21 protein-coding genes are annotated in these 20191 nt (G+C 46.7%); 12 read left to right on the forward strand and 9 right to left on the reverse strand.

The genetic code is table 11. The annotated features are described in order from the left end of the window. Positions 1-8: 8 nt before the first annotated feature. Entirely contained in the window at positions 9-1259 is a 1251-nt protein-coding gene (locus J2Z65_RS08720; protein WP_338111742.1) for a methyl-accepting chemotaxis protein, read from the forward strand. 75 nt (positions 1260-1334) lie between these two features. Here J2Z65_RS08720 and J2Z65_RS08725 read toward each other — a convergent pair whose 3' ends face one another. After that, entirely contained in the window at positions 1335-3143 is a 1809-nt protein-coding gene (locus J2Z65_RS08725) for a M3 family oligoendopeptidase (protein ID WP_167062376.1), read from the reverse strand. 155 nt (positions 3144-3298) lie between these two features. Between J2Z65_RS08725 and J2Z65_RS08730 the strand changes: the two genes are divergently transcribed. Genes J2Z65_RS08730 through J2Z65_RS08740 form a run of 3 tightly spaced genes read left to right on the forward strand, consistent with a single transcriptional unit; the run spans position 3299 to position 4673 of the window. After that, positions 3299-3463, forward strand: a complete 165-nt coding sequence (locus J2Z65_RS08730; RefSeq protein WP_167062379.1) for a YycC family protein — start codon at positions 3299-3301, stop codon at positions 3461-3463. A gap of 6 nt (positions 3464-3469) precedes the next feature. Continuing rightward, the gene (locus tag J2Z65_RS08735) at positions 3470-3712 is read left to right on the forward strand and encodes a hypothetical protein (protein WP_167062828.1); all 243 of its coding nucleotides are present in this window, start codon (positions 3470-3472) and stop codon (positions 3710-3712) included. Between the two features lie 31 nt (positions 3713-3743). After that, positions 3744-4673 (forward strand): GGDEF domain-containing protein, encoded by a 930-nt coding sequence (locus tag J2Z65_RS08740; RefSeq protein ID WP_167062382.1) that lies wholly within the window; start codon positions 3744-3746, stop codon positions 4671-4673. A gap of 65 nt (positions 4674-4738) precedes the next feature. On the opposite strand, the gene J2Z65_RS08745 is transcribed toward J2Z65_RS08740, so the two are convergent. Together J2Z65_RS08745 and J2Z65_RS08750 are read right to left on the reverse strand one after the other, a co-directional pair. Beyond that, on the reverse strand, positions 4739-5440 hold the full coding sequence (locus J2Z65_RS08745; RefSeq protein WP_167062385.1) for a DUF2225 domain-containing protein: 702 nt from the start codon (positions 5438-5440) through the stop codon (positions 4739-4741). Positions 5441-5484: 44 nt separating this feature from the next. Further along, entirely contained in the window at positions 5485-5877 is a 393-nt protein-coding gene (locus J2Z65_RS08750) for a globin domain-containing protein (RefSeq protein WP_167062388.1), read from the reverse strand. A 311-nt stretch (positions 5878-6188) separates the two neighbouring features. Here J2Z65_RS08750 and ylbJ point away from each other — a divergent pair, with 311 nt between their 5' ends. The 4 genes from ylbJ (at position 6189) to J2Z65_RS08770 (ending at position 11618) form a co-directional block, all read left to right on the forward strand. Next, positions 6189-7394, forward strand: a complete 1206-nt coding sequence (gene ylbJ / locus J2Z65_RS08755; protein ID WP_167062831.1) for a sporulation integral membrane protein YlbJ — start codon at positions 6189-6191, stop codon at positions 7392-7394. A 45-nt stretch (positions 7395-7439) separates the two neighbouring features. Beyond that, positions 7440-9995 carry an alpha-glucan family phosphorylase gene (gene glgP, locus J2Z65_RS08760; RefSeq protein ID WP_167062391.1) on the forward strand — a complete coding sequence of 852 codons (2556 nt, stop codon included), beginning with the start codon at positions 7440-7442 and terminating at the stop codon, positions 9993-9995. A gap of 127 nt (positions 9996-10122) precedes the next feature. Then, positions 10123-10794: a PilZ domain-containing protein gene (locus J2Z65_RS08765; protein WP_167062394.1), complete on the forward strand. Its 672-nt coding sequence runs from the start codon at positions 10123-10125 to the stop codon at positions 10792-10794. 11 nt (positions 10795-10805) lie between these two features. After that, positions 10806-11618 (forward strand): NAD kinase, encoded by an 813-nt coding sequence (locus J2Z65_RS08770; RefSeq protein ID WP_167062397.1) that lies wholly within the window; start codon positions 10806-10808, stop codon positions 11616-11618. A 60-nt stretch (positions 11619-11678) separates the two neighbouring features. On the opposite strand, the gene J2Z65_RS08775 is transcribed toward J2Z65_RS08770, so the two are convergent. Further along, positions 11679-12002, reverse strand: coding sequence for a YutD family protein (locus J2Z65_RS08775; RefSeq protein WP_167062400.1), 324 nt, complete (start codon positions 12000-12002; stop codon positions 11679-11681). Positions 12003-12042: 40 nt separating this feature from the next. After that, the gene (gene lipA, locus J2Z65_RS08780) at positions 12043-12918 is read right to left on the reverse strand and encodes a lipoyl synthase (RefSeq protein ID WP_167062403.1); all 876 of its coding nucleotides are present in this window, start codon (positions 12916-12918) and stop codon (positions 12043-12045) included. A 156-nt stretch (positions 12919-13074) separates the two neighbouring features. Between lipA and larE the strand changes: the two genes are divergently transcribed. Genes larE through larC form a run of 3 tightly spaced genes read left to right on the forward strand, consistent with a single transcriptional unit; the run spans position 13075 to position 15603 of the window. Beyond that, the gene (gene larE / locus J2Z65_RS08785) at positions 13075-13923 is read left to right on the forward strand and encodes an ATP-dependent sacrificial sulfur transferase LarE (RefSeq protein ID WP_127453040.1); all 849 of its coding nucleotides are present in this window, start codon (positions 13075-13077) and stop codon (positions 13921-13923) included. Beyond that, positions 13920-14696 carry a nickel pincer cofactor biosynthesis protein LarB gene (gene larB / locus J2Z65_RS08790; RefSeq protein ID WP_167062407.1) on the forward strand — a complete coding sequence of 259 codons (777 nt, stop codon included), beginning with the start codon at positions 13920-13922 and terminating at the stop codon, positions 14694-14696. Before larE ends, larB begins: the two co-directional genes overlap by 4 nt. A gap of 10 nt (positions 14697-14706) precedes the next feature. Continuing rightward, positions 14707-15603, forward strand: coding sequence for a nickel pincer cofactor biosynthesis protein LarC (gene larC, locus J2Z65_RS08795; protein WP_167062410.1), 897 nt, complete (start codon positions 14707-14709; stop codon positions 15601-15603). A 25-nt stretch (positions 15604-15628) separates the two neighbouring features. On the opposite strand, the gene larC2 is transcribed toward larC, so the two are convergent. Then, positions 15629-16114 carry a nickel pincer cofactor biosynthesis protein LarC2 gene (gene larC2, locus J2Z65_RS08800; protein ID WP_167062413.1) on the reverse strand — a complete coding sequence of 162 codons (486 nt, stop codon included), beginning with the start codon at positions 16112-16114 and terminating at the stop codon, positions 15629-15631. A 107-nt stretch (positions 16115-16221) separates the two neighbouring features. On the opposite strand from larC2, the gene J2Z65_RS08805 reads away from it, so the two are divergent. Next, positions 16222-17280, forward strand: a complete 1059-nt coding sequence (locus tag J2Z65_RS08805) for a M23 family metallopeptidase (RefSeq protein WP_420850841.1) — start codon at positions 16222-16224, stop codon at positions 17278-17280. Positions 17281-17289: 9 nt separating this feature from the next. On the opposite strand, the gene yunB is transcribed toward J2Z65_RS08805, so the two are convergent. The 3 genes from yunB to J2Z65_RS08820 form a co-directional block, all read right to left on the reverse strand. Beyond that, positions 17290-18081 (reverse strand): sporulation protein YunB, encoded by a 792-nt coding sequence (yunB, locus tag J2Z65_RS08810; protein ID WP_240159839.1) that lies wholly within the window; start codon positions 18079-18081, stop codon positions 17290-17292. 147 nt (positions 18082-18228) lie between these two features. After that, positions 18229-19092 (reverse strand): hypothetical protein, encoded by an 864-nt coding sequence (locus J2Z65_RS08815; protein ID WP_167062416.1) that lies wholly within the window; start codon positions 19090-19092, stop codon positions 18229-18231. A 107-nt stretch (positions 19093-19199) separates the two neighbouring features. Continuing rightward, positions 19200-20099 (reverse strand): LysR family transcriptional regulator, encoded by a 900-nt coding sequence (locus tag J2Z65_RS08820; protein WP_167062420.1) that lies wholly within the window; start codon positions 20097-20099, stop codon positions 19200-19202. Positions 20100-20191: the final 92 nt, after the last annotated feature.

The raw sequence follows: 20191 nt of genomic DNA on the forward strand, positions 1-20191 counted from the left end.
TGGATAAAATGTCATCCCTATCTTTTAGAAAGAAGTTACAGTTAGGCTGCTATGCACTGATTGGTTTAAACTGTGTATTTATGCTAATTCTTACGTTTGCTTCTGATTGGAACCGCTTACTAGGAATTATTTTCCTGATTATGCTTCTCGCTTTAAGCTACCCCTTCATTAAATGGTTCGAGAACCAACTGACAGAGCCTGTGGCGGATTTATCCCGTATTGCACTCAATATTTCCAAAGGCGACTTCTCCCAAAAAGTGACGGTTACCTCTGATGATACGTTGGGTCAGCTCGGCCAATCCTTTAACAAAATGATTGATAAGCTTCGTGAAATTCTTCGCGATACCGGTTCTATTTCGAAACAAGTCTTTCAAACCAGCCGTGACATTTACTCCAAAAATGAAAATTTTCGCACGGTCCTGGAACAGGTGAGCATTTCGGCCCATGAACTAGCTGCCGGTGCAGGCCAAATTTCAGAAGAAGTATCCGGAGTTTCAATCACCTCCAAAGACATTGAAATGAAGATTGTAAACTATGCTGGCTCGGCAAAAGAAATGAAACAACGCTCGGACCAGATGATGACCCTTGTCGAAAAAGGCCGCACCTCCGTTGAGAGCCAAGGCGTCGGCATGAAGCGAAATGTGGAAGTTACACAGCAAGTTTCCGAAACCATTGATATGCTGGCCCGTCAAGCGGCAGGCATCACCAACGTAACCCGCGCGATTTCGGAGATTGCTGAGCAAACGAATCTATTGTCTCTTAACGCATCTATTGAGGCAGCCCGAGCAGGCGAACACGGCCGGGGCTTTGCTGTCGTTGCGCAGGAGGTGCGCAAACTTGCCGAAGAGTCCACTTCCCTTACACGTGAAGTTTTCGGTTTTGTGAAGAGCATCGAGCAGGGCATCCAGGAAGCGATTCGCAGCATTCAAGTCAACGAGGATGTCGTCAAGAAGCAAACCGTGCTTATCGATCAAACAGAAATTGTTTTCTCCCAAATTGTCGACAGCGTTGGTTTTATTTCAGAGGAAATCACACGCTTTGCAGAAGAAAGCGAACAGATGCTGGTTAGCTCCGAACAAATTGCTGCTGCTATGGAGAATATCTCGGCAATCACAGAGGAATCAGCTGCCGGTACACAAGAAGTATCGGCATCTATGAACGAGCAGATTGCTACCGTACAAGGAATCGTCTCCCAAGCGGAGGAAATGACACGCGTCGTAACGCACTTGCAGCAAACGATTCAAGTATTCAAGCTATAAATGCAACCCAAGAGCAAAACCAAAAAAAGGGATGCCCTCATGTAGATAATTCTACACTCAGGACATCCCTTTTTTTTACACTTGAACTTTTGCTTCTGTCAGCTTCATGAATTCCTTCACATCTTGAACAGCCATATCGACAGCGCTTTGCCAGAAATCCGGCTCCGTCAAATCGACGCCGAGATGCTTCTGCGCAAGCTCCTCCACGTTCATGCTGCCTGTATCTCTAAGCAGCGAGATGTACTTATCTTCGAAGGCTGCGCCTTCTTGCACGGCTCTCGCATAAATACCCGCACTAAACATATAGCCGAATGTGTAAGGGAAGTTATAGAAAGGCACGTCGGTTGCATAGAAGTGCAATTTAGCTGCCCAGAAATGCGGATGATAGCTGCTTAACGCATCTTTGTAAGCAAGCTTCTGAGCATCCACCATAAGCTCATTTAAACGCTCTACGCTCACGAGACCTTGACGTCGTTCTGCGTAGAAGTTCGTTTCAAAAATGAATCTCGCATGGATATTCATGAAGAAGGCGATAGCCCGTTGGATTTTATCTTCAAGCAAAATAATACGCTCTTCATCGGTAGAAGCGCTCTTCACAACCGCGTCCGCAACGATCATTTCTGCGAACGTAGACGCGGTTTCCGCGACGTTCATCGCATACTCTTGCGCGAGTGCCGGCATATCCGTCATAACGTGCTGATGGTAGCCGTGGCCAAGCTCATGAGCAAGCGTTGAGACATTGTTCAGCGTGCCGCCGTACGTCATGAAGATACGTGTCTCTCCTGCCACCGGGAACGATGTACAGAAGCCGCCTGGACGCTTCCCAGCGCGATCCTCAGCTTCAATCCAGCGATTCTCGAAGGCCATCTCCGAGAAGGCCGCCAGCTTCGGACTGAAGCGCTCGAATTGCTGGGTGATGAGACTTGCGCCTTCGTCGTAAGATATTTTCTTGGACGAGTCGCCAAGCGGGGCGTCCACGTCAACCCACGCCAATTTATCGACGCCAAGCAGCTTCGCTTTACGGTTCAAGTACTCCACGAAAATCGCTTTATTGCGGTCAATAACTTCCCACATCACATTCAGCGTTTTCTCTTCCATTCGATTGATGGCCAGCGGCTCTTTATGTATGCTGTTCCAGCCTCTGTATTTGTACACTTGGAGACGGAATCCGGCCAAATGGTTCAGCGCCTCTGCACAGTAATCTTCTTTGTCCGTCCAGGCATTTTCCCATTTCTCAAACAATGCCAGACGCTCTTCACGATTTTCTGTATGAAGCTTATTAAAGGCTTGCCCAGCCGAAAGCTCGACCGTCTCTCCGTCTACCTCTACAGGCATACGGAATTGACCTACGGTCGAATTATACAAGTCGCCCCACCCGTGATAGCCGTCTACAGCCAAATCATTAATTAAAGCTTCCTGTTCAGGCGACAGCTTTTCTTGCGCCAAAGCACGGCGTTCATGCAGCGGAAATGCGATAGCTTGGAACGGCTCTTTCTTCAGCAGCTCTGACCATACACCATCCGGAATGCCGGTCAGCACTTGATCAAAATGCGTGAGCGATGACAGATGCTCGGCGTATAAGCTTTTGACCTGTCCGTTCAATACAGGCGCTTTCTTATCCTTCTGATTATCGGCGAGCAGACAGCCTACAAAAGAATCCGCCTCATGAATTTGTTTCAAATTATGTTGAAGCAATTCGACCAGCTTCGCAAGGCCCTCTGTATCTGCTGCTTGCTGTGGCGATGGTGTGCTCCGCACCTGCTCTTGGAAAGCCGCAATCGAAGCTTGAAGCTCTTTCAGGTGAGCTGCGAAAGCTGGAGACTCACTTCCGCCAGGGAAAAAGGTTTCTAAATTCCATGTTTGATTAAGAGGTAAATGAAGCAAAGCTATCACCTTTCCTTTCCATCTTTTATTAAATCATAAACGGCGTATCAGGAGCAATCGCCGTAATCTTACTCATTGCTTCTAGGTAAAAAGTATGATTCAATGAAGTAAAGTTCCTGCAAAAAAATCGGAACAGGATGGTGTGATCAACAACAATGAAACCGTTACAAATCTCTCCCGAAACAGCCGTCAAGCTGGCTGAACAGCTTAAAGTGCCATTGGAACATCTCATGCATATGCCACAACATATTTTACTTCAAAAATTAGCAGAACTCGCGAAATCTTCCGCTTCGGAAAATAGCGAGCCGGAAACAAAGTAAGCTGTGCTGTTTCCTTTTGCAAACACATGGCCTTATGACATTGTAATGAAGGACGTTTATGTGGCCGAATGTCCGTTTTGCCATAGCCCCAATGTGCTGCTGCCGATTAAAGTCCACGAATTGAAATCTATTCACGAAGGTAAAAAAAAGCTACTCGTGTTTCCTTGCTGTCATAACAAGTTGACGCTCGTCGACACAGACCGCGATTACTTATTGGCGGACACCGCTATACGAACGAAACAATCGTAGCTTTCAAGCGCAAGGAGTAGAAATAGCTCTAATGAATGAGTATCTCGTTCCTTTGACAAGTGCATGCACGTTAGTCACGCTGAATTACGTGGCGATGAAACTTCGCGGCAAGATGCTGACCGATTCCTTCGAGCAGCTTCTTGCCCCTTTACTCACTGGCCTCGCTTGTATCATCATGATGCTGGAACCTCTGCCTGAGCCACTCGGTTTGATTGATTTACGCTCCCTGCCCATCTTCATGGCCGGCCTCCGTTATGGACTGCCGATTGCCCTTCTGTCAACCGTATTACCGACCGGCTTCAGCTTCATTTCGCATGAAAGCCATGCATGGTTCAACATCGCACAAGATCTGCTCGCCCCTGCTCTCATAAGCTCCTTCTTTCACAATAAAGAATACCGTTACGGCTTCTTGGACATTCCTATTCGTCACGGGCTCCAAATATGTACTTATGTCTTTCTCATGCGCCTTCTGATACACGGTATTTCCATAAGCAGATTGTCCTGGGTTTACGTAGGGGATCAGCTTTTCATGCTGGCCATCATGTCGGCTGCTTTCATCACGATCATCATCATGGTGAATGATGAGGATAAGAGCTGGCGGATGCAGCGCCAGATGGAGCTGCAGGCCAATCAAGACAACTTAACTAAGCTTCCAAATCTCCGCAGCTTTATGCCGATAGCAAGCAATGCGCTCCTGAAACGCAAAATGTCCATCATGATGATTGACTTGGATAATTTCAAACAATATAACGACCTCTTTGGACATCTGGAGGGCGATCAGTCGGTCCCAAAACCTGTTTCCATCTCTATCGGCATTTCCACCGCGGAGTCGACTCAGACTGAATTAACTCAGATGATTTATGAAGCCGACCAAGCCCTCTACGAATCCAAACATCAAGGAAAAAATCGCTTCACCCACTTCATTGAAATCCAAGCTCAGAATCAAAAAATGAACGCTTAACTATGCAAGGGATCACCATCACCCCAACACATAGATAAACGTTCATTTGATTTATATCGTAGAACTTAAGTAGCTTGTTTCATTTCCTCCGGCAGCTCCATACGAATAGCCATCATATCTTCCCGGGTGATGGTCCACTGTTCGCGGCTCGCTCGAATCATCGCGGCATCCATAATTTTACGGTCATTAATAATGCGTGAAAACCATTTGACCGCCTCATTGTAACGACCCAATCTGCGATTGAGCTCACCCATTAAATACATGAGCCTGGCATTATTGAGATCCATACCCTCATTTTCATAAACGTGAATGTAGGCTTCCAGTGCAAAGGTCAAGAATCGTTTCTCTTGCTCCCAATCACCTTTGCTTCTATACAGCCATGCCAAATGATGTAGAAGTCCTGCGATAACACGGGATTTCTCCTCTTTTATCTGTGCGCTGAGCAGTGCCAGTTTATAACTTTGAACCGTTTCGTCCCACGTTCTTTCACCGCTATAGCTGCGCCTCGACCAGTTTTTGGTGACTTTTTCGTTAAAAGCTTCCCGTTGAGCCGGTTTCCACTTATCTGAGAAGTTTTCGGTATGCGCATAGCCGCAGTACGGACAGATCCTCACCACATAGTAGTCGGGGTTGATGTCCTTATAATGAACGCAGAAATCTGCGTCGGTTTTGCTCGCTTTTTTGAAGCTGGGGCGAACCTTCATCGATTTGAAGGAATTGTCGCAATACGTACATTTCACAGAAATCTCATACAAAGGTTCAACCATCTTGAAACCCCGCCTCTTCTCTAAAAAAATGTAGGAAAGAAGAACTATTCATCTTCAGGTGTGTTCACAAAGTGATAAGCGGAGCCCTTCAGTCGCTGCAGTAAAAAATCCCTGAGATCGCCTGGCAGACCTACTTCCTCCATAGCTTCTGCCATACAGCCTAACCATGCATCCGCACGCTCCACTGTAATGGGAAAAGCCATATGCCTTGCTCTCATCATAGGGTGCCCATGGACATCCGAATACAAAGTCGGACCTCCAAAAAATTGGCTTAAAAACATATATTGTTTATCCATAACAGGTCCAATGTCTGAAGGGAACAGCGGTGCCAGCAAGGGATGCTTCAGCACTCTCGGATAGAAAGCTTCCACAATCCGGCGAACCGTCTCTGCTCCCCCCATCCATTCAAACAACGTACTGCGATCTTGCTCTGACATGATGAAAACCTCTCTGCTCGTAATGACTTAATAGTTTTCTATATCCTCATCCCCTGCGTGCATGAGCGTTTCTCGAATGACATACACAAACATGCAAACGACCAAACCGGCAATGACACCTGTCATTTGAATCACTCCCGCTGCCTAGGATTTAAGACTATTACTAGTCCTATTTTACCATAAAACCAACTACATAACAGTACCAAAGCCTAAGTTTTTTAGGCCGGCATGTATGTCCCATCCTTTTCATATAGTTGAGGGAGGAGGTGTAAAGTTCCTTGGAGAAACGAAACTTTACCGCGGCGTTACTCATGGCTTTTGTCGTTATTGCCATTATTCTATGCTTATTTGCGTTCCCGCATGCCGGCCTTGGGGCAGCCTTACGCGGTGTTTCTATCTGGTGGGATGTGCTCTTTCCCGCACTCTTTCCCTTCTTCGTGATCTCCGAAATTCTGCTTGGCTTTGGCATCGTTCATTTCTTCGGCACACTTCTTGATCCGATCATGCGCCCTGTGTTCCGTATCCCTGGTATCGGCGGCTTTGTCGTGGCTATGGGCTTCGCAGCCGGCTATCCTGTCGCTGCTAAATTGACCTCCCAGCTATGGACGCAGCGACTTGTGAATCGCGAGGAAGGTGAACGGCTCGTCGCATTTACAACAAGTTCTGATCCGATCTTTTTGATCGGGGCTGTTTCAATAGGCTTCTTCCATGATGCTTCATTGGCCATCATTCTGGCTGTAGCCCATTATGGAGGCTCCCTCCTGATTGGGCTAATGATGCGATTCCACGGCAGGAAAAGCTCACCCACCGAGCAAAAGACCGTCAACAAAGGGAAGATGTGGAAACGAGCATTTGACTCCATGCACAATGCAAGATTATCCGATGGAAGATCCATAGGCGAGCTCCTCAGCCAATCGATTCTCCAATCGTTCAATTTAATTTTCGTCGTAGGTGGACTTGTTGTCTTCTTCTCCGTCGTTTTGGAGGTCTTGACGGAAGCAAAAGTCATGAATGCCATGTACCTGCTCATCGATTCCATCTTACGTTTCACGGGACTGCCCCTTGAGCTTTCTCAAGCAGTCATGAACGGCCTCTTCGAGGTGACCATCGGTGCAAAGGCTGCGGGGAACGCTCCGGCCGCGCTGGCGCTTTCCAGCAAAGTAGCCATTGGGGCTTTAATATTGTCATGGGGCGGCATGTCGGTTCATGCGCAAATTGTCAGCCTTTTGAGTCACACCAACTTACGCTATATGCCTTTTCTCATCGCCCGCTTGATCCATGCCCTGCTCTCCGCAGCTATTGTGCTCGTTATTTGGGAGCCTATGCAGGTCTTCCGAGACTCAAAACCTGTTTTCCTGCCACAATATGACCCGTCGTCTCCAGTTCTCAGTTATCTCAGATTAATGCTCCCAGTGAGCGGAACAGTGATTTTAGCTGCTTTTACAGTCATTGCTGGGCTCTTTGCTGCATATTCCTTACTTAGACTCGTGTATGAAAAGGTTGGTGGAACAAGATAATATGGGTAATTACAATCATGATCATAAAGGGAGTGAACATCCAGAATGCAAAACGCCATCCTCAAAGTAGCAAAACCGTTGCCTCCTGCGATTGAGCGCTTGTCTGAGCTGGCCATCAATCTATGGTTCAGTTGGAACCCTGATGCCTTGCAGCTTTTTGCACAAATGGATCCTGCAAAATGGGCTCAAACCGGCCATAATCCCGTTCGCCTCCTTTACGATTTGGACGATGCTACACTCGAAGCGTTAAGCAACAATACGGATTTTCTAGTTCAATATCGACAAGTGATCAGCAAGTTCGACGCCTATTTGAACGATCCTACCTGGTTTCAAGACAAACACGGAGATCGAGGCTATGTGCAAGTTGCTTACTTCTCCGCCGAATTCGGCTTCCACGAATCTTTACCGATCTATTCGGGTGGCCTCGGCATCTTGGCAGGCGATCATGCCAAATCGGCAAGTGATTTGGGCATTCCTTTAGTCGGTGTTGGCCTTCTCTATAAAAAAGGATATTTTACACAAAAAATCGATGCATCCGGCGGACAGCATAGCGAATTATATGATTACGATTTCGCAAAACTGCCGATCGCGCCTGTTCTTCATGAAGGCGCTCACCGCACGGTCTCGATTGATATGCCTGGCCGTGCCATCACCTTGCAAATTTGGCAGGTGCAGGTCGGCCGCAATCGGATCTATTTACTAGACGCCGATCATGAAGCGAACAATCCGGCAGACAAAGAGCTGACCGCTCAGCTGTACGGCGGAAATCAAGATACACGGATTGCTCAGGAAATCGTGCTTGGTATAGGCGGGGTCAAAGCGCTCCGCGCACTGGGCATCTACCCTAACGTGTACCACATTAACGAAGGTCATGCAGCTTTCCTCACGCTGGAGCGGTTAAAGGAGCTGCTGCATCTGGGCCTCCCTTTCCATGTGGCAGTGGAAACCGTTCGCTCCGCTACGGTGTTCACAACCCATACACCTGTTCCTGCGGGGCATGACACGTTCTCCATCGGGATGGTGGAGCACTATCTCGGACCGCTCTTCCATGAGCTGTCGCGCCACAAGCAGGCCATTATAGCGCTTGGTCTTGACCATCATACAGGCCAGTTTAATATGACTCATCTGGCCATGAATACAGCCGGACTGAGGAATGGCGTCAGTAAACTCCATGGGCAAGTTTCGCGTGAAATGTTCAAAGAATTTCACGGTCACATTGATGCTAATGAGGTCCCTATCGGCTCCATTACGAATGGGGTTCACTTGGATACCTGGACAGCTCCAGAGTGGAAAGAACTGCTGGATCGCTTCCTTCCCGGTACTTGGCGGGAAGAACAGGGCAACAAGCATCAATGGCAGCAAGTTGAAGTCATCCCGGATGAATCCATTTGGAAAGTGCATCAGCAGTTGAAAGATGACCTGGTACGCTTCGCTCGCCAGAATATAATGGAGCAGCGCAAACGCAATGGAGAATCGGAGGAGCGCATTGCAGAAGTCAGGCAGTATTTGAACCCTAAAGCCTTGACCATCGGTTTTGCCAGAAGGTTTGCCACATACAAGCGGGCTAATATGATTTTTAACGATTTGTACCGGCTCAAGAAATTAATCAGCGATCCCGACCGACCGGTCCAATTTATTTTTGCCGGCAAAGCTCATCCTGCCGATTATCCTGGTCAGGAGCTTATCCGCGAAATTTACCGCATTTCGCAGATGAAGGAATTTATAGGCAAAGTCGTTATGCTCGAGAACTATGACATGAATATGGCGCGCTACCTCGTACAAGGCGTAGATGTCTGGCTGAACAACCCTCGGAGACCCCTTGAAGCCAGCGGTACGAGCGGACAAAAAGCGGCAATGAACGGGGTACTTAATTTTAGCGTGCTAGACGGCTGGTGGGAAGAAGGCTACAACGGGATGAACGGTTGGGCGATTGGTTCAACAGGTACGGCCGACTGGGCTGTGCAGGAGAAAGAAAATACCCAATCGATCTATCACATACTCGAGAAAGAAATCATTCCCTTGTACTACAATCAAGGAAATCTCCCGCATCAATGGATCAACCGGATGAAGCGCTCTATCCAATCGCTTAGCCCTGTTTATAATACACACCGTATGGTACAGGATTACACGGAAGAGACCTACTTGCCGACAGCAGATCGCGCACGACTGTTTGTAGCTAATCATTACGAAATTGCTACAAAGGTTGCCGATTATAAGCAGTTCATCCGAAACAACTGGTATCAGGTAAAAATTATTGGCATCGATGATCGCTCCGCCAAATTGTCTACGGAAGTTCCATTAAGTGAAATCAAACCATCAACGAAGGAAGTTTCCGCGCAGGTCCACTTCGGCCCTATTTGGCCGCAAGATACGGCCGTAGAAATCATTTATTACGAGGACAACGGCGAAAAATGGGAGCAGAGAATCATTGCCATGGAGCCTACTGGTGAGCTGGTTGAGCACATACAGAGCTATAAAGCGGCCATTCCCGGGCATCTCATCCATGGACCCCACTTTTCCATCCGAGTTCGACCTATTTCGACAAACTTCGCCCACTCTTTCGAACTTTCTTTAGTTACCAGCACCTTATCATGGCAATAAATGTATGATTTCCCCGATAAAGCCCCGTTAGGGGCTTTTCTTATTTTCTTTTATAAATTATTATGAAAAGAGAACTTACGGTATGTGCATGCGTTCATGAATGCAAATCTAACCACTTGGTGATGCTATGGATTGGAATAAGGCACTAGAATTGGCATATATCGCACCGAATGCAGACTGTCATTTGATCGTTGTCGGTGAATGTAAAGATGGACAGCCGTTTTGCTATGAAGATAATTTCTCCATCGATAAAATTGGTGAAGATTCCTTCACCGTTTCGTTAGAGGTCTCAGGATTGTTTCCATTCGACAAACTTGAACATGTTTCATTTATTGAATTTTCTTTTAAAGCCCGTGGGATTTTATATTATACGTACGTTGAGTTCCTGCAACTTGAGTTGAAAAAGACGATTTGTTACCTCACGCTATCTATTCCCGAAGATCTTCAGCAGCATCAGAACCGACAGCACAACCGGGCAAAGCTCTCCCTTCGAACACCTATTACCCTTCAAATTGTCGGCATTCGCGGCTTATCCTCACGCAAGGGCGTCGCTTTCACAGGACAGCTGCTTGATATTAGTGCGGGAGGTCTTTCTTTTGTTACGACGAATCGGCTTTTTTATCCCTTATTTCTGGAGTTCAGCTTCATTCTGTCAGGGTTTCCCGGGCCGATTACCGCCTATGGCGAAATTATTAGGGTGACAAATTTCAGCAACGATTCATACCGCGTCGCTGCCAAATTTCGGCATATGCCCGAATCCATCCTGCAAGAAATTGACAAATACTGCACGCTTCAATAGGAGGAAAACGATTGAAATACAACGTTATTGAACGAGGCGATGATATCTCCAAAGAGTTGACAGCGCGGTTCCATGCGCTCGCAGCTAGCCAAGGCATGCCTAGGGATGAAGTCAATCCCGACATTGTCCTTTCCATTGGTGGGGATGGCACGATGCTTCAAGCCTTTCATAATTACGTACATCAACTGGATCACATCGCCTTTGTTGGTATTCATACGGGGCATTTGGGCTTTTTCGCAGATTGGAAACCGAACGAATTAGACCATCTTGCTTCGCTAATGTTCAATGTGAGCACCCCTGAGGAACTTCATGTCGTTCAATATCCCGTTGTAGAAATCGAGATTACGACTGAAAATGGCGTGGAGACGCATCTGGCTCTCAACGAATTTACGCTGCGGGGCATTGAAGTCTCGCTAGTTGCACGTCTGCACATCAATGATGAAATGTTCGAAATGTTCCGCGGGGACGGTATCTGCATTTCCTCGCCGGCCGGCAGCACGGCTTACAACAAAAGCTTAGGCGGAGCGATGGTCCATCCTTCTTTGGAAGCCATTCAAATCGCTGAGATTGCTTCAATTAACAATAGAGTCTACAGAACGCTTGGTTCCTCTATGATTTTGCCAAAGCATCATCATTGTGACATCTACCCGAAAGCACAGCAGAATATGTTGCTTTCCCTTGATCATTTGTACATGCAGCGCAATGATGTCGTTTCAATCCGCTGCCGCGTTGCCTCCCATGTCAAAGTAAAGTTTGCAAGATTCCGTTCTTTTCCATTCTGGAATCGGGTTCGCGAAGCTTTCGTAGGATTAGAACTCAAATAAGCCATAAAAAAGACGCCCCCTTTCTATCATGAGTTGGAGTGGCGTCTTTTTGCGTACAGTTTAGGTCGTTGTTGCCGAAGGTTCTGATGGCACTTGCTGCTGCTGCTTGTTTCCGTTTACTTTCTCAATTATGAAATACGCGCAGCCAAAGTTACAGTACTCATTCAAGTAATCCTGAAGAGCGGCAATGGAAGTTTCCTTCGTTGCTTTAGGATGGATTTCCTTAAAAAAACCTCTCAGCCTTAACTGGCTGTAACCCCAATCGCCAACAATATAATCATAACGCTCTAATACTTCGCTGAAGCGTTCTTTGAAAACTTCAAAGTTCCAACCATTTTTATGGTCAGTAACGAGCTCATACGTTTTATTAGCAATATGAATCATGATGTTAGGAAGCTCTCCTTTCTATGATCCGTTCGTTGTTCTACACATTCGATGCCGCTTGAACCTGCTCATGGGCATGATAGGAGCTGCGCACCAAAGGCCCTGACTCTACGTGCTTAAATCCACGCTTCATTCCCTCTTCTTTAAGAAGGGCGAACTGTTCAGGCGTATAATATTTCGACACGGCCAGGTGGATGGTGGACGGCTGCAAATATTGTCCGATTGTCATAATATCGCAATCAACCGCACGTAAATCGTCCATCGTCTTAAGCACCTCGTCCCATTCCTCACCTACGCCAATCATAATGCTGGATTTGGTGGGAATGCTTGGAGCAATACGTTTGGAACGCTGAAGCAGCTCCAATGAGCGGTGATATTTCGCTTTGGAACGGACGCGGTCTGACATGCGTTCAACCGTCTCCATATTATGATTTAAAATATCAGGCTTCGCCTCGAGAACAGTGGCCAAAGATTCTTCACGGCCCAAGAAATCGGGGATCAGCACTTCTACGGTGCAAAGAGGCAGTTTGCGGCGAATCGCTTTGATGGTTTCCGCAAAGATCATCGCTCCGCCATCCTGCAAATCATCACGTGCAACAGAAGTTACAACACAATGGCGCAGGCCCATTTGTAAAGCGGCGTCAGCCACGCGTTCCGGCTCTTGCAAATCCAACTCAGTTGGCAGCCCTGTCTTAACCGCACAGAAACGGCATGCACGCGTACAAATGTCACCCAAAATCATGAAAGTAGCGGTTCGATTCGCCCAACATTCATGAATATTCGGGCATTTGGCTTCCTCGCAAACCGTATGCAGCGTCTTGGAACGCATCATTGATTTTATTTCTTTGAAATTTTCATCCGTTTTGAGATTAATTTTAAGCCAGTCTGGTTTTCTCTCTAATGGTTTTGTAGGCATTATATTTCCCGCCTTTTATTTGGTTTCTCAATGTTGTTATTATATCATGAATGCCTGACAAAACAATCCACTTTGCCAGTCAGTTGTGATACACTTATCTAGATGGACCAAAACAGCTCAGCTTTTTACATATAGGCTGTATGGGAGGAAAGAAACATGAGCATACAAGAAGTAACGCGCGAGAAGGATCGTAAGCTTGGCGAAATTTTAAGAGGCATGGGCCGCGTACTGATTGCCTTCTCCGGAGGTGTAGACAGTACATTCGTCCTCAAGCGAGCACAGCAAGAGCTCGGTGATCAAGTCTTGGCCGTCACTGCCGCATCCGAGACGTTCCCGACAAGGGAATTCGATGCAGCCGTCGAACTTGCTGAACAAATCGGTGTCCCACTGTACAAAACAGAGGTCAAAGAATTGGAGAACGCTAATTTCGTCGCCAATAATCCTGACCGCTGCTACCATTGCAAAACGGGTCTTTATTCACATCTTCAGCAACTAGCCAAAGAATTAGGATACCCCTACATTCTGGATGGCTCTAATATGGACGATCTCGGTGACTACAGACCAGGGCTGCAAGCCAAGAACGAGCAAGGAGTCCGCAGTACTTTGCAAGAAGCAGGGATGACCAAGGACGAAATCAGACAGCTTTCCAAAGAACTGGGTTTGCGTACTTGGAATAAACCGTCTTTTGCTTGTCTGTCCTCCCGTATCCCTTATGGAACGCAAATTGAGAAGTGGAAAATTGATCAGCTAGACGAAGGGGAATACTTCCTGTCACAGCTTGGTCTATATCAAGTGCGCGTGCGTCACCATGAGAAAATTGCCCGGATCGAAGTCATGCCGGATGAGATACATAAAGTGGTGGAGCACCGTGACGCGATCTACGAAAAGTTCAGTAAGCTCGGCTTTACTTACGTAACGCTGGATCTGCAAGGCTACCGAACTGGCAGCATGAACGAAGTGCTGTCTAAGGAAACCAAAGAAAAGGTGAAAGAAGCATCCTTATGATGGACTTGGAGAAGATATTAAAGCTCGTCCAGGCAGGAGATCTGGACGTAGAGGAAGCCAAAAGGCAAATCATTAAGGATGGCGGCGGTGAAGGCCCCGGTAACCTTGATCTTGGATATGCCCAGCTAGACATCGATCGCGAGAAGCGCACTGGCTTCCCCGAGGTCATTTTCGGGGAAGGCAAAACCGCCGAGCAGATCGAGGGAATTTTTCGGCGGCTGATGGAGCACACCGACCGCGTGCTGGCTACGCGGGTCGACGCGGCTAAAGCCGCCCATGTTATCGCTACCGTGGAAGGTGTCACCTACCACGAAACCGCAAGGTCGCTCACTTGGTTCAAGCGACCGATGTTGAAAGTCCACGACGGCTACATCGCCGTCGTGTGTGCGGGCACCTCCGACCTCCCCGTGGCGGAGGAGGCCGCTCTTACGGCAGAATGCCTGGGCAGCCACGTCGAACGCGTATTCGACGTCGGTGTTGCAGGCATTCACCGCCTCTTCCGCCGACTGGACCTCATTCGCGGTGCAAACGCGATTGTCGTCGTGGCCGGCATGGAAGGTGCGCTCGCCAGCGTGCTTGGCGGGCTCGTGTCCAAGCCCGTCGTCGCAGTGCCGACGAGTATCGGTTATGGCGCGCACCTTGCAGGCGTGGCTCCGCTCTTGTCGATGCTAAACAGTTGTTCGCCTGGTATCTCTGTCGTGAACATTGACAACGGCTTTGGAGCCGGCTATTATGCAGGGCTCATTAACAAAAATATGTCGAAACGAGCGTGAGATTCGTACCATGCGTATTCTATATTTGGACTGCTTCTCCGGAATCAGCGGCGATATGACACTTGGCGCTTTGGTTGATGCAGGAGCAGACCGGACTTATATTGAAGATGAGCTTACCAAAATCAAGCTTGAACCTTACATGCTGGAATGGAAGCGCGTCATTAAGCGTGGAATCTCCGCCCTTAAACTTGATGTTATTCTAGATCCTCAGCATCCTCCGAAGCATCACCGTCATTATTCGGAAATTGTTAAAGTCATTCAAGAGGCTGGATTTAATGAGCGCGTCACAACACTCAGCCTCGCCATTTTTGAAAAGATTGGTATCGCTGAAGCGAAAATCCACGGTATTCCAGTTGAAAAAGTGCATTTCCATGAAGTCGGAGCTATCGATTCCATTGTCGACATTGTAGGTGTTGCCTTGGCTATTGACTCTCTGCAAATTGAACGTATTTTTTCTTCCCCAGTACCGCTAGGCTCAGGGACAATTCATATCGATCATGGCACTTATCCTGTACCCGCTCCGGCAACTTTGGAAATGATGCGTGGTTTACCCATCGCTTCAACCAACTATAGCCTAGAGATGACCACCCCAACAGGGGCAGGCATCATCTCCGGAATCGTTGACGAATTTTCCAAAAGTTTCCCTCCGATGATCGTAGATACAATCGGATACGGTGCAGGTACACGGGATTTACCAAATCAACCAAATGTGCTTCGCGTTGTAGTCGGGAAAGTGGACCCTTTCATTGGGAAATGGCAAGTCGGCCATGATCATCTGGCACATGAACATAGCCATAGCCATGGGCATACACATGATGATCACCATCATCACCATGATCATGATCATGATCATGACCACTCTCATTCACATGATCACTCGCACGCGCATTCTCACGATCACCAATAACAACAAAACGCCTCTTCCTTTTAAATTAGGAGGAGGCGTTTTTGTGCTGCTGCATAAACTGCAGTCTAACTTCTTCGTAAACCATTTTCAAAGGTACTCGATGCTCTTTAGCAACTTGCTCACATTCTTTAAACTCAGGTGCGAATTGGACTAATTTGCCTTGGTGATAGCCAACTTTGACCGTTAGCATTCCCCACTTGGTCTGCACTTGTTCGAATTCTCTAGCCAATCTATGACAGGAAGCATGCATATATCGAATGCCCAATGTCGTTGTCTCACCAAAAATAACGTCCTCAATTACGGAAAGCCGTTCCCCCTCGACCAACACATTCAGCATAATGCCTGGCCGCCCTCTTTTCATAATAATCGGGACCACAAAAACATCATTTGCACCTGCATCAAAGAGCTTGTCCATAATATAAGAAACCCACTCCGGGTTCATGTCGTCCAGATTCGCCTGAATTAACAGCATCCCGTCGTCCACATGTTCTTCCCTGTGATTAAAACTCACGATTCTCACCTCATACACGCATCATAGCAAAAATCGAATAACAACGAAAGATGTGAGGATAAACATCCTGCGTTGAGTACATCCTAAGAACTAACAATTCAGGAAGGATGATAGTGATGAAAAGCAAACCTTTTTGGTCGCGCGTTCTAGTTTGTTGCCTCCTCCTATCAGCAGCCGAATCAAAAACTCAATCAAGCATAGCGGCAACCCAATCTGTTACCTCTGGTCAATCTTTAGCCCCTTCACCCTCTAAGGTTAACCCTAACCTGAACGCTGAGAGGAAGGAGCTATTTGAAAAAACGAGTATACTTTCTGATATTCCATGGTCTTACCTGGCAGCTGTTGATCAATACGAAAGAACAATGAATATCGTCAAGAAAAGACCTGTGCACAAAGGAATTACCAGTATTTACTTTCCAGAATCGGATTGGGCAGGTATGCTAAACCCAGACCAGCAGGATACGAATCCAAAGAGTATCTCCTTCTTTCACGGCTTCGGCCGAGATGGCTCGGGGGATGGAATTGCCGAACGAAATAACGATTTGGATATATTGGCCTCGATGGCCTTCCTTATGAGCAGAAATGGGACCAAAGAAGAGAATTTGCTTATTAATTTATGGAATTATTATCAAAATTCGCGCAGCGTAGAACGGATTAAACAATTCGCTACTATTTATGCCACACAGGGCACACTTGACCTTGGAGAGCATGCATTCCCGCTGCCAGTGACCGCAGATTACTCTTATCGCAGCACTTGGGGAGACAGCCGCGGCTGGGGAGGACATCGCTCTCATGAGGGAACGGATTTATTTGCCCGATATGGAGTTCCTGTCAGAAGCACTTGTTATGGCATAGTAGAAGTAAAAGGATGGAATCCATACGGCGGCTGGCGAATTGGGATTCGAGATGTGAACAATATTTATCACTACTACGCCCATCTGTCCGGCTTCCAAAAAGGCATCAAAGAAAATGATATCGTCAAACCCGGCCAAACCATCGGTTGGGTCGGCAGTTCGGGCTACGGTAAGCCAGGGACGTCCGGAAAATTCCCGCCTCACCTCCATTTTGGCCTCTACCGGGATAATGGATTAGCGGAATGGAGCTTCGACCCTTACCCCTCCTTGCGTAAATGGGAACGAGAAGATCTAAATAAAAGAAAAAAATAAGCCGCTCTCTTATGGAGTCGGCTCTTTTTGTATGGTTTCCGGTGCCTGAGTCCCTTCACCTTTAGGTGTTGTTGTTCCAACATTCGGAATCTGAGGAAGCGACAGGCTCGGTAGACCTGCATCTTTATTATTTCCTACAGGATTGCCTTTGTTATCGTAGTAATAAGTAGGAACATCCCCTACAACTAAAGAATAGGAGATAGGGATTTCTGTTTCAACAATTTCCGTATCCGAGTCAAAAGGAATAATGACCGATACTTCAGCAATAATGCGAACATACACTTCAAATATCACCATGTTTATCCCCGCATTTTGCGAACGCGTATTTAAATCAACCTTCACGTTGCCAACCGGTAGAAATCTAATCGGAATATCTGGACCAAACGAAGAGAGGATTGCGCTATTCATTGCCTGCCCTACCGGAACATGCTCGGATATTGATTGTAAATGATCCAGCTCGCTCTGCACGGTTTTTATTGTGTCGGAGGTGATGCGCATATGTTCGTTATAATTTAACATGAACCCTGTAATCTTTCCGTTTTTGTCCATTTTCCAGTCAATTAACTGCTCTGCATTCGCACTCCCTGCCACATGATCCGCAATAGCACTATTAATCGCTTGTGTAGCTATCTGCTTGATGCGGACTTTCGCTAAATTCATCAGTGGAGGCCTGAGATTGCGTTCAACATAAATAAAAAACTGCACACAAAATAAGACAAAGATGAGAAGACTGATCAACAGCACCTTTTTGCGGTTCGATTTCCCTGTAGGTCTGCTTCTCCACCGTCGCCTTTGCAGCATCCGATTCCCCCCTAGCCCCGCTTGTCATTAGTACTACCTTATGCGGACATGAAGTGAAAAAGAAGCCTTTGGACACTATCCCGGTCTCGATCCAATCATAGAAAAACCACCTTCAACGAAGGCGGTTTAGGGAGCTACTTCACAATGTTAATATCGATCCATTATGAGCTGAGTTTTTAAGGAATCTTGGGCTAAAAACCATCCTTTTGCCTGCAAATAGGCGATTAGTTCATCATGCTTGGCTGAGGCTGTCGATTGACTGTTCGTTTTGAAAGATGCTTCTACTACATACTCAGTACCCGTACCTGCAGCATTAAGAATTGGCCACACTTCAATATATAATTGCTGACCACTCCAGGTACCTACAGAGCGCTTTGCTAAGACAGGGCCGTAAATTCGTGAGGATGACAGCTTGCTAGTCCCCCAACCGCTCGAAACCCAGTTATTAAATTTATCAGGCGAGTTATTTATTAGAAGACTGCGTGAATCAGCCTGATTAGGAAGATCCATCCCGCTGTATCCCGATTTACTTCCACTTTTGGTACGCGTGATACTTAATGTCTTCTTTTGGTAGCCCCATTCGATTTGAGCCTCATATCCGGTATCGCCGGAATTAAAGCCTTCCTGGTTGGCTAACGTTAAAGCACCATTGATGTCACTGCCTGTAATGGCATAGCGCTTCTTATAACTGAGTTCGAAGTCATTCTCTCCCTCTGTCTTGCGGATACGAGGACTCCATCCATTGTTGTAAATATCCTTAGCATTTGTGTCCATAAATTGGACATTCATTTTCGTCACGGTATCAGGCATGCCGAATGCAGTCTTCACGCTGCTTGTAAGCTTGAAGTCCGAACCGAGAACGACATTCGGATTAAGGAGAAGCTTGACCTCGTAATCCGGAACCATGTTGCTTGCTGCCGATACGGGCTGCGGTGCTCCACCAAATCCAACCAGTACACTCGTTCCAACGACCGCGGCCATAACCATCTTTACAGCCTTTTTCTTAAACATCAATTCATCTCCTCTTATCCATTTGGTAAGGTTTCCCTCCCAGAAATGAGCATAAAGAAGATTTGTCATTGGATTGTCAGATGAGCATGTGTTTTTTGTAAAAGAATTTACTCGCTCTGGACGGAGTCACGCAAATATTCAAAAAAGCTATCAAAGAAGGAAGAACGAATACGATCCTCGTTATATGTGAAATAGATGTAGCGTTTAAAGGGATTTTGAGGAATTTCACGATACACCAATTCGTCTCGTTGCATCTCCCTGGCAATAGCTATCTTAGAAATGACCGAGACACTGTCACCGGTTAAAACTGCTTGCTTAATAGCCTCTAGGGAGTCCATTTCCATGACGGGTTTAAGTTCAATACCTAAGTTTTTGGCCCATTTTAATGTCATGGATCGGGTACTTGATTCTTGTCCATGCAAAATAAACGGAACGTCCTTCAATAACTCAGGATGAAGAATAGCCTGTCTAGCCAAGCGATGCTGCGGGTTAAAAAAGAAAACTAACTCGTCATCACATAATGTTTCTCCAATCAATGGAGCCCATTGAAAAGGTTCAGCCGATATAATGCCAATATCGATTTCATGATTCAGAAGCATTTCTTGAATGACAGGAGAGGTCCTGACGGTGAGGGAGATTGAGATTTGTGGATATCGTTTGGAAAAGGCGCTGAGTATGCTCGGAAGCACATAAGTGCCTGGCACATAACTCGCCCCAATTTTCAAATGCCCGCTCCCTCTCTCATCGAATTCTTTCACGACTCTCTCAGCTTCCTGCGCCAAGGCGTTAATTTTCTTCGCGTAATGGTTAAGGGATTGACCCGCGTCCGTCAAATGGACTTTCCCAGCTTTAGCATAAAATAGCCGGACTCCTAGCTCCTGCTCCATGCTTTTCATATGAAACGACACCGTCGGCTGCTTCAGTCCTAGTTGGTCAGCAACTGTGGTAATTCGTTTATGTTTATCCAGTAATTCAATGATTTGAAGCTTAATTAGGTTCCAATTCATTCTAAGATTCTCCTTATCGTTTCTTGCTCCCACCATTATAGAAAAAATCTATGCAGAATAATAGTTTACCAACAAAAACTTAACAATAGCTT

The sequence above is a fragment of the Paenibacillus aceris genome, from assembly GCF_017874035.1.
GTDB lineage: Bacteria > Bacillota > Bacilli > Paenibacillales > NBRC-103111 > Paenibacillus_E > Paenibacillus_E aceris.

Coding starts and splice junctions, on each gene's coding strand:
- glgP (WP_167062391.1), top strand. CDS start 7,440: ATGCAAAACGCCATCCTCAAAGTAGCAAAACCGTTGCCTCCTGCGATT.
- J2Z65_RS08750 (WP_167062388.1), bottom strand. CDS start 5,877: ATGTCAGAGCAAGATCGCAGTACGTTGTTTGAATGGATGGGGGGAGCA.
- larE (WP_127453040.1), top strand. CDS start 13,075: ATGAGCATACAAGAAGTAACGCGCGAGAAGGATCGTAAGCTTGGCGAA.
- larB (WP_167062407.1), top strand. CDS start 13,920: ATGATGGACTTGGAGAAGATATTAAAGCTCGTCCAGGCAGGAGATCTG.
- J2Z65_RS08720 (WP_338111742.1), top strand. CDS start 9: ATGTCATCCCTATCTTTTAGAAAGAAGTTACAGTTAGGCTGCTATGCA.
- J2Z65_RS08775 (WP_167062400.1), bottom strand. CDS start 12,002: ATGATTCATATTGCTAATAAAACGTATGAGCTCGTTACTGACCATAAA.
- yunB (WP_240159839.1), bottom strand. CDS start 18,081: ATGCTGCAAAGGCGACGGTGGAGAAGCAGACCTACAGGGAAATCGAAC.
- J2Z65_RS08740 (WP_167062382.1), top strand. CDS start 3,744: ATGAATGAGTATCTCGTTCCTTTGACAAGTGCATGCACGTTAGTCACG.
- lipA (WP_167062403.1), bottom strand. CDS start 12,918: ATGCCTACAAAACCATTAGAGAGAAAACCAGACTGGCTTAAAATTAAT.
- J2Z65_RS08730 (WP_167062379.1), top strand. CDS start 3,299: ATGAAACCGTTACAAATCTCTCCCGAAACAGCCGTCAAGCTGGCTGAA.
- J2Z65_RS08805 (WP_420850841.1), top strand. CDS start 16,222: ATGATAGTGATGAAAAGCAAACCTTTTTGGTCGCGCGTTCTAGTTTGT.
- ylbJ (WP_167062831.1), top strand. CDS start 6,189: ATGGCTTTTGTCGTTATTGCCATTATTCTATGCTTATTTGCGTTCCCG.
- J2Z65_RS08745 (WP_167062385.1), bottom strand. CDS start 5,440: ATGGTTGAACCTTTGTATGAGATTTCTGTGAAATGTACGTATTGCGAC.
- J2Z65_RS08815 (WP_167062416.1), bottom strand. CDS start 19,092: ATGTTTAAGAAAAAGGCTGTAAAGATGGTTATGGCCGCGGTCGTTGGA.
- larC (WP_167062410.1), top strand. CDS start 14,707: ATGCGTATTCTATATTTGGACTGCTTCTCCGGAATCAGCGGCGATATG.
- J2Z65_RS08820 (WP_167062420.1), bottom strand. CDS start 20,099: ATGAATTGGAACCTAATTAAGCTTCAAATCATTGAATTACTGGATAAA.
- J2Z65_RS08765 (WP_167062394.1), top strand. CDS start 10,123: ATGGATTGGAATAAGGCACTAGAATTGGCATATATCGCACCGAATGCA.